Consider the following 8,381-nt stretch of genomic DNA (forward strand, 5'->3'; position numbering starts at 1 on the left):
GTCCAGCATCACGCGGCGCCCAGGTAGGCGGCTTCCAGGCCCTTGTCCGCCGCGAGGTCCGCGGCCGAGCCCGCGGCGACGACGCGCCCCTGCTCCAGCACGTAGCCCCGGTCGGCCACCGTGAGGGCCAGCGCCGCCATCTGGTCGACGATGAGGATGGTGGTGCCGCCGTCCCGCAGCTCCGCCACCACGGCGTAGAGGGCGTTGATCATCGCGGGCGCGAGGCCGAGGGACGGCTCGTCGAGGAGGAGGATGCGCGGATGCGCCATCATTCCCCGGGCGATGGCGAGCATCTGCTGCTCGCCGCCCGACAGCAGGCCCGCGCGGCTCGTCGCCCGGTCGCGCAAGCGGGGGAAACGGGTCAGCAAAGCCTCGATCTCGGCCGGATCGATGGGCTCGGCCCGGCCGTGAGCGCCGAGCCGGATGTTCTCCACGACGGTCAATTCCGGAAACACCTGCCGGCCCTCCGGCACCAGGGCGAGGCCGAGGCGGGCGATGCGGTGCGCGGGCAGGCCCGCGACGGCACGGTTCTCCAGCACGATCCCGCCCTCGACCGGGCGCAGGAGGCCGGCGAGCGCCCGCATGGCGGTGGACTTGCCGGCGCCGTTGGCACCCAGAAGCGCCACGGTCTCGCCGGGTCGGACCTCCAGGGACACGCCCGCCAGCACCGGGGCGGCCCCGTAGCCGGCGGTGAGGCCATGGGCGGAGAGGACGGCATCCGCCGGGCCGCGCCATGGCGTCGCCCGCGGCCGGGCCGGCGTGTCGGCGGCGCCGAGGTAAGCGCGGATCACCGCCGGGTCGTGCCGGATCGTGCCCGGCGCGCCGCTGGCGATGGGCCGGCCCGCATCCATGACGAGGACGTGGTCGGAGACGCCCATCACCAGGGGCATGTCGTGCTCGACGAGGATGACGGCGACGCCGCAGGCCGCGATCCGGCGCAGCAACCCTCCGAGGCGGTCGGTGTCCGCGCGGGTGAGGCCAGCGGCGGGCTCGTCGAGGAGGAGCACACGGGGCCGGCCGGCCAGCGCCCTGGCGATCTCGACGAGGCGGCGATCGACATGGGGCAGCTCGTCGGCGCGCCGGTCGAGGGCACCGGTATAGCCCGTGAAGGCGAGGAGGCCGGCAGCCATCATTCGGTCGTCGCGGCCGGCCCGGCGCCAGAGCCGGCCGGGGGCGAAGGCGAGGCTCACGTTGTCGAGGACGCCGAGCGAGCCGAACAGCCGCGTGGTCTGATAGGTGCGGGCGATGCCGGCCCGGGCGATCGCCTGGGCGGGTGCCCCCGTGAGGTCGCGGGTCCCGAGGCGGATGGCGCCGGTGCCCGGGCGGTAGAAGCCCGAGACCATATTGAGCACCGTGGTCTTGCCGGCCCCGTTCGGGCCGATGACGCTGGTGACGGCGCCGGGCTGGGCCGTGAACGACACATCCTCGGCCGCGCGGATACCGCCGAACCGGATGCCGATGCCGTCCACGATCAGGGGCTCGCCGGGACGTTCCCCGAGGAAAGCGGCGAGGAAGCCCGCCGAGTCGGCTTCCTCCGTCGCTCGGGCCTCCGTCCGGCGCGGAAAGACGCGCGCAACACTGCCGACGAGGCCGGCGGGCACGAGCCAGAGCACCACCAGGGTGGCGAAGCCGAAGAACAGCAGCCGGTACTCGGCGAGGCCCGACAGGGTTTCGGGCAGGAGCACGGTGACGAGGGCGCCGAACAGGGGCCCGAGGACCGTGCCGGCCCCGCCGACCACCACGGCGAGGACGAACAGGATCGATTGCGAGAACGGAAACGAGCTCGGGGCGATGAACAGCATCAGGGGTGGGAGTACGGCACCCGCCAGCCCCGTCAGCGCCGCCGAGATGGCGAAGGCCAGGGTCTTCACCCGGACGGGATCGAACCCCAGGGAGGCGGCCGCCACATCGGCGTCGCGCACGGCGCGCATGGCGCGGCCGAGACGGCTGAGGGCGAGGCGGTGGAATCCGTAGAGGGCGGCCCCGGCACCGAGGACGGCGAGGATCGCGAGTTCGCCCTCGGCGAAGGGCACACCGAACAGGCTCGGGCCGCCGGTGACGACGAGGCCGTTCTGACCGCCCGTGAGGGAGCCGCCCTCGATCAGCGCATGCTCGACGATGAAGCCGAACGCGATGGTGACCATGGCGAGATACGGCCCCTTCACGCGCATGGCCGGAATCGCCAGGACGACGCCGACGAGCCCCGAGAGGGCCGCCGCCGCCGGCAGTGCCAGCCAGAAGCCGACCCCGGCTCCCGTGAGGACCGCGCTCGCATAGGCGCCGATGGCGTAGAATCCGGCATGGCCGAACGAGATGAGACCGGTCAGGCCGAGGAGCACGTTGAGACCCACCCCCGCGATGGTGGTCAGGGCCACGAGGGCGATGACGAAGTGGCTGTAGCCGGCCGTCGCGGTCACGAGGCCGAGGCCCATGGCCGTGAGGGCCAGGATGGCGAGCGGCATCGCCCAGCGTCCGTTCAAATGGCGCATGGGGTCAGACCTTGTTGACGGCGCTGCGCCCGAACAACCCGTCCGGCCGCAGCGCCAGGGCCAGGATGATCACCGAGAACACCACGAGTTGGGTGTAGGCGGACCCGAGGGTCGCCGTGACGGTGGCCTCGACGAGACCGTAGAGCAGCCCCGCCACCACGACCCCCGTGGCCGAGCCGATACCGCCGAGGATCGCCACGGCGAAGGCCTTGATCCCGAACAGCGCCCCCATCTCGGCCGAGACGGAGAACAGCGGTGCGATGAGGAGGCCCGCCATGCCGGCGAGCACCGCCGAGAGGGCGAAGGCGCAGGCGACCGTCCGGCGCACGTCGATGCCCATGAGGCGGGCCGCATCCGCGTTCTGTGCCACCGCCAGGAGCACCCGGCCGAGGTCGGTCCGGCGGAAGACCGTGCGGATGGCCAGCGCCACCGCCACGCCCAGCACCGGGATCACGAGCTGGAGCGGGTAGATCCCGGCCCCGAAGATCTGCACGGGCGAGACCGCGAGCGGGGAGGGCAGGCTGCGCGGCTCCTTGCCGAAGGTGAACAGCAGGGTGTTGTCGAGGATGATGCCGCCCGCCACGGTGGCGAGGAGCCAGGCGTCGGAGCCGCGCTCGACGAAGGGCCGCACCAGCAGGCGCTCCACCGCCACGCCCAGGAGGGCGCAGCCGGCGAGGGCCAGGGGGATGGCGAGCGGCATCGGCCAGCCGAGGGTGACGCCGAGCCAGTAACCCAGGACGGCGCCGAGGGTCACGGCCGACCCTTGCGCGAAGTTGACGGTGCCCGATACCGCGTAGGTGATGTGGAAGCCCAGCGCGATCAGCCCATACATGGCGCCGAGGCCGAGGCCGGTGACGAGGGTTCCGGTCAACATCCCAGATCTTCAGTTCGTCACGGCGACGATCTCGCCATTCTGGAAGCGGGTGAAGACATAGTCCTGCGGGCCGAGGGCGTCGTGCCGGCCGGGCGCGAATGGCTTGTCGTAGGCTTTGATCAGGCCCGGATAGACGCCGACTTTGTAGAAGCCGTCGCGGACTTCAGGTCCTTTTGTGGAGCCGGCGGCCTTGATCGCCAGGGCGAGCAGGTGCGTGGCGTCGTACGCGTTGGCGATGCCCACTGCCGGGGTCACGTCGGCCATGGACTTGATCGCCGGATACTTCCTCTTGAGGGCGTCGAGGACGGCCAGGGCCTTGGGGGCGGTGTTGCCCGCGAAGGTGAAGGTCTGGATGAAGTGGACCTTTCCGGCGTTCGGCCCGGCGAGTTCGTCGAAGCGCCCGCCCGCCGGGCCCCAATGGGAGACCACCGGTACCGTCCAGCCCATCCGGTCGAGGGATTTCACCACCTGGGCCGAGGGGCCGACATTGCCGACGAGGAACAGGGTGTCGGCCCCGGCCTCCTTCAAGCGGGTGAGCTGAGGCACCATGTCGACATCGGCGGCCTCGTACTTCTCGATGCCGGCGCCGGGCAGGTTCGCCACCTTGAGAGCCGCCGTCAGCCCCTGCTGGTTCGACTCGCCCCAGGCGTTGTTGACGAGGATCATGCCGGGCTTCTTCGCGCCGTGGGTCTTCACCGCGTAGGCGACGAGGGCCTCGTCCACGAGGGCGTCCACGGCGGAGACCCGGAAGGCGTAGTTGTCGGCCGCCCCGTTGCGGGTGATGCCGGTACCGGCGGCCCAGGGGCCGAGGAACGGCACCTTCATCTGGTTGGCGATGGGCACCACCGCCATGGAAACGGGCGTGTCGAGCCCGCCCACGAGGGCGACGACGCCGACGCGCTGGATGAGTTCGCGGGCGGCGAGCACGCCCTTCGACGGGTTGGCCTCGTCGTCCCGTGCCACGAGCTCGAGGGGCCGGCCGAGGACGCCACCGTTGGCATTGATCTCGTCGATGGCGAGCCCGATGCCGCGCGAGATCGCCTCGCCGGATTTCGCCGACTGGCCGCTCAGCGCCGTGACGAGACCGATGCGGATCGGCTCCTCGGCAAGCGCCGTGCTGGAGAGGCCGAGCAGCAGGGCCGCGCCGAGGGCCACGCGACGGGTCAGGGACGGGCTGGTGCGCATGATCGGGTCTCCGGCAGAATATCCGGAAGCTCCGCAACGCCCGTGCCAGACGTCAAGTCTTTGTGTTAATACGATAAATTGGACCATCGAGACAGGCTCTGCCTCGAACTACGCCAAAGTGCATACACTTTTTGCATGCACTTTGGCGTAGTCCTCGCAAGGATGGGGGAAACCGGAGGAGAACCAACGATGACGACGGATGCAGTGGAACCAGCCGGGGACGACGGAACGGACACGACGGCGCAGGACTCCGCCATCGTCACCGCCTACCTCGAAGCCTCGATGGTGCCCGACCCGGATCGGGCGGCGACCTACATGGCGCCCGGCATCGAGATCGTGTTCACGGGCGCACGGCGCTTCCGTCATCCCCGCGAGGTCACGGCCTTCAACGCGGGCCGCTACGCCTGGGTGAAGAAGCGCATGGAGCGCCTCGATGTGGTTCCGGGGGATGGGTTCACGACGGTCTACAGCCTCGGCACCCTCTACGGCGCCTGGCCCGACGGGACGCCGTTCGAGGGCAACCGCTACGTCGACCGCTTCACCGTGCGGGACGGAGTGATCGTCACCATGGAGGTGTGGAACGACAGTGCCGAGCGGCTCCTGACGAAGCACGACATCACGGCCTGATCACCCCAGCGCCTCGGCGTAGGGCGCGAGCCGCCTGAGGAGATCGCGGTCGCGGGGCGGGGTGGCGACGATGCGCGCCCGCTCGGCCACGGCGTCGAGGTGGTGATCCATCAGGGCGGTCGCGCGCGACGTGTCGCCCGAAACCAGGGCGGCGATGAGGGCGCGATGCTCGGCCACGGCGCATTCGGCCGAGTGGGGCCGGCTGTAGAGCGAGAGGATGAGGGCGCAGCGGTAGCCGAGCTCGCCGACGTAGCGCTCCAGCACGGGGCTGCCGGTCATCTGGGCGAGGAGCAGGTGGAACTCCGTCGCGAGGCGGATGGAGCCCGGTTCGCCACCGCGCTGGGCAGCCTCCTCGCGGTCGACATGGGCCTGCAGGGCGGCTTCCTGCCCGGTATCGAGGTGGCCGGCAAGGCGGGCGACCACGAGGCGCTCCAGGCCGATGCGGATATCGAAGGTGTCGCGCGCCTCCTCCCAACTCGGCGTCGCCACGACGGCGATGCGGTTTCGGCGCAGCTCCACCAGGCCCTCGCCGGCGAGTTGCCCCAGGGCCTGGCGGGCGATGGTCCGGCTGACGCCGAACCGCTCGCCCAAGGCATCCTCCGGCAACCGGTCGCCGGGGGCCACCGCCCGCTCGACGATGGCGCGCCGCAGGGCACGGCAGATCGCCCCGACCCGGTCCGTGGCCCCCTGCTGCGTCGTGTCGATTGCCGCGTCCCGTCCACCCGCCATGCCGCGTCCGTTCATCCCATCGGTCTCGTTTGGTTTCACTGTGCGTCGCGCCAAGCACGAGCGGGACCATGGTGGTCGTGATGGAAGGCCAAGCCGCGGCAGCCCCACCGTCCGCTGTATTTCGATGGGCCCGACGCGTCCCCGGTCACCAAGATGGCGAATGTGCCAGGGAGCACGCGGCGGCGTCCATGGAGTGGAATGATGCCCCCCTCCCGCGGAGGCGGTGTTACGGCTCCGTCCGATCCCGATGCCGGATCGGCCCCGTGCCGACGATCCACCGACGCCGAAACGCGAGCATGTTCCATCTGATCTTTGGTCTGCCCTGCCTCTACGTCATCGCTCGCGTGCTCTGGCCGTTGCCGTGGCCCTTCGCGGTGAAGGCTGGCGTCGCGGTTATTCTGCTGGTGGCCTCGCAGTACCACCTGTGGAGCCGCCTCTCGTCCGGTTCGGTCTTCTCACCCGAGTTCCCGCGCGCCCTGGTGATCGTGTTCAATTGGGCTTTCGGCGCCATCGTCCTCCTGGCGGCGATGCAGCTGGCGCTCGACGGCGTGGCTTTGATCGCAAGGCTCGTGTCCGAAAGCAGCGGAGCGATTCCCGCGGGGTGGCGGTACGGCGCGGCGGCGCTGGCCATGCTGTTGGCGGCGGTCGCGGTGCGGCAGGCCGTCAGAGTGCCGCCGCTCAAGGACGTCACCGTGGAGATCGAGAACCTTCCGGCGCGCTTCGACGGCTACACCCTTCTGCAGCTGACGGACCTGCATCTCAGCCGCCTGTTCCCGGCTGCGTGGGCACGGAAGGTCGTGGCGCGATCCAACGCGCTGGGGGTCGACCTCATCGTCGTCACCGGTGATTTGATCGACGGGTCCCTCGCGGCGCGGCGCACCGACGTCGCGCCGTTGCGCGGTCTCCGGGCGCCGGATGGAGTCTGGGTGATCCCCGGCAACCACGAGTATTTCTTCGAGTACGCGGCGTGGATGCACCATTATGCCGAGCTGGGAATGTGTCTGCTTGCGAACCGGCACACGGTTCTGAAGCGTGGCGACGAAGCCCTGGTTCTGGCCGGGGTGACCGACCTGTCGGCCTCGCATTCGGGTCAGCCGCCGCACGACCTCGACGCCGCGTTGGCCGGTGCGCCTTCGGGTGCGCCCATCGTTCTCCTCGACCATCAACCCAGGGAGGCGAGGCAAGCGGCCTCCAAGGGCGTGGCGTTGCAGCTGTCCGGCCATACGCATGGAGGAATGATCGCGGGCCTCGACAATCTGGTCGCGAGGGCCAACGGCGGCTTCGTCTCGGGCGCGTACGCGGTCGGCGCCATGACGCTCTACGTCAACAACGGCACGGGGCTCTGGCCGGGCTTCGCGCTCCGGTTGGGAGCATCGTCCGAGCTGACGCGCATCACGCTGCGGGCCAAGCCGCGCGCTTAACCGACCAGTACGACGGCCTTGCCCTCGTAGAGCCGCTTGTCGATCTCGCCGACGATGAAGTGCGCCACATCGGCCCGGGCGATCAAGCCGTTGCGCCACGAGGACGGGTCGGACAGGACCGTGTAGCGGCCCGTCGCCGAACCGGGCGTGAGGACGCCCGGCCTGACGAACGTCCAGTCGAGGCCGCTCCGACGGATGCGCATTTCCTGGGCGTCCTTGTCGTCGTAGGCCCGTCCGAAGACGAGGCGGAACGGGATGCGCTGAAGGAGGCCGATCGCCTCACGGCTGTCGCCGGCGCCGAAGCCGGTGACGGCGATGATCCGGCGGACACCCGCCCTTTCCATCGCGGGAACCAGCACGTTGGTCGCGTCGGAGAACAGAGTCACGGGACCGAGCAGGTTCCGTGTCGGAACACCGAGCGCCTGGACGACGACATCGACACCGGCGAGGGCTGAGGCGACGTCGTCGGCATTCAGGGCATCCCCGGGGAAGCGCTCCAGGCCTGCCCCCGAGACGGCCATACCCGCGGCGGACCGGGCAAACGCCCGCACACGATGCCCCGCGACCAAGGCCGCCTTGACGGTTTCCAGACCGATACCTTTGCTGGCGCCGATGACGAGGACGTTGGCCATGGTGTTCCCGACGATGGAGGTGGCGGCGGAGCATGCGGGATCACGGGATCGCGCTGACCGCACTCCTGACCGTCATATGTCCTCACCGAGCGAAAAGGCGATGGAAGGCCCCAGCAGTCGGCAACCGGACTGATCCTGGAACGAGACGGCGGGCCATGCCGCTCGTTCACCGCGCTTGGGAGCAGGCAATCCACTCGAGTACAGCCGAGTTCCGCTTCCGCTGCCCGCGCACGGCGGGCCTGCGATGCGACAGCTCGCGATCGAGGTGTCGAACGGCCCATGGACGCCAGACCGGATCGAAGGTTCAGGTCGCTTACGACGGTTGGCTTCGCGCAGCGAAAAGCCCCCGACCGTGAGGTTGGGGGCTTTTGGTTTGTTGTTGTGATGTTGGTTGCGGGGACAGGATTTGAACCTGTGACCTTCA

Annotated in this window: 7 protein-coding genes; 2 read left to right on the forward strand and 5 right to left on the reverse strand. The window is 70.1% G+C overall.

Translation table 11 applies throughout. The features are described 5' to 3' along the window. Positions 1-8: 8 nt before the first annotated feature. The 3 genes from ASF25_RS11655 to ASF25_RS11665 are packed head-to-tail and all read right to left on the reverse strand — an operon-like array spanning position 9 to position 4,548. A complete protein-coding gene (locus ASF25_RS11655) occupies positions 9-2,489 on the reverse strand; it encodes a branched-chain amino acid ABC transporter ATP-binding protein/permease (protein ID WP_056304797.1) in 2,481 nt (826 codons plus the stop codon). Positions 2,490-2,493: 4 nt separating this feature from the next. Next, positions 2,494-3,363, reverse strand: a complete 870-nt coding sequence (locus tag ASF25_RS11660; protein WP_056304799.1) for a branched-chain amino acid ABC transporter permease — start codon at positions 3,361-3,363, stop codon at positions 2,494-2,496. A gap of 9 nt (positions 3,364-3,372) precedes the next feature. After that, complete coding sequence (locus ASF25_RS11665; RefSeq protein ID WP_056304801.1) at positions 3,373-4,548, reverse strand: ABC transporter substrate-binding protein; 1,176 nt, start codon at positions 4,546-4,548, stop codon at positions 3,373-3,375. A gap of 189 nt (positions 4,549-4,737) precedes the next feature. Between ASF25_RS11665 and ASF25_RS11670 the strand changes: the two genes are divergently transcribed. Continuing rightward, the gene (locus ASF25_RS11670; RefSeq protein ID WP_056304803.1) at positions 4,738-5,175 is read left to right on the forward strand and encodes a nuclear transport factor 2 family protein; all 438 of its coding nucleotides are present in this window, start codon (positions 4,738-4,740) and stop codon (positions 5,173-5,175) included. Here the strand turns inward: ASF25_RS11670 and ASF25_RS11675 are convergent, their stop codons facing one another. Continuing rightward, positions 5,176-5,904, reverse strand: coding sequence for a GntR family transcriptional regulator (locus ASF25_RS11675; RefSeq protein WP_056304813.1), 729 nt, complete (start codon positions 5,902-5,904; stop codon positions 5,176-5,178). It abuts the gene before it with no gap. Between the two features lie 296 nt (positions 5,905-6,200). Between ASF25_RS11675 and ASF25_RS11680 the strand changes: the two genes are divergently transcribed. Further along, on the forward strand, positions 6,201-7,325 hold the full coding sequence (locus ASF25_RS11680) for a metallophosphoesterase (protein ID WP_056304805.1): 1,125 nt from the start codon (positions 6,201-6,203) through the stop codon (positions 7,323-7,325). Here ASF25_RS11680 and ASF25_RS11685 read toward each other — a convergent pair. Then, positions 7,322-7,957 carry an NAD(P)H-binding protein gene (locus ASF25_RS11685; RefSeq protein WP_056304807.1) on the reverse strand — a complete coding sequence of 212 codons (636 nt, stop codon included), beginning with the start codon at positions 7,955-7,957 and terminating at the stop codon, positions 7,322-7,324. The genes ASF25_RS11680 and ASF25_RS11685 overlap by 4 nt on opposite strands. Between the last annotated feature and the right edge of the window lie 424 nt (positions 7,958-8,381).

It is taken from the genome of Methylobacterium sp. Leaf100 (genome assembly GCF_001422845.1).
Lineage (GTDB): Bacteria > Pseudomonadota > Alphaproteobacteria > Rhizobiales > Beijerinckiaceae > Methylobacterium.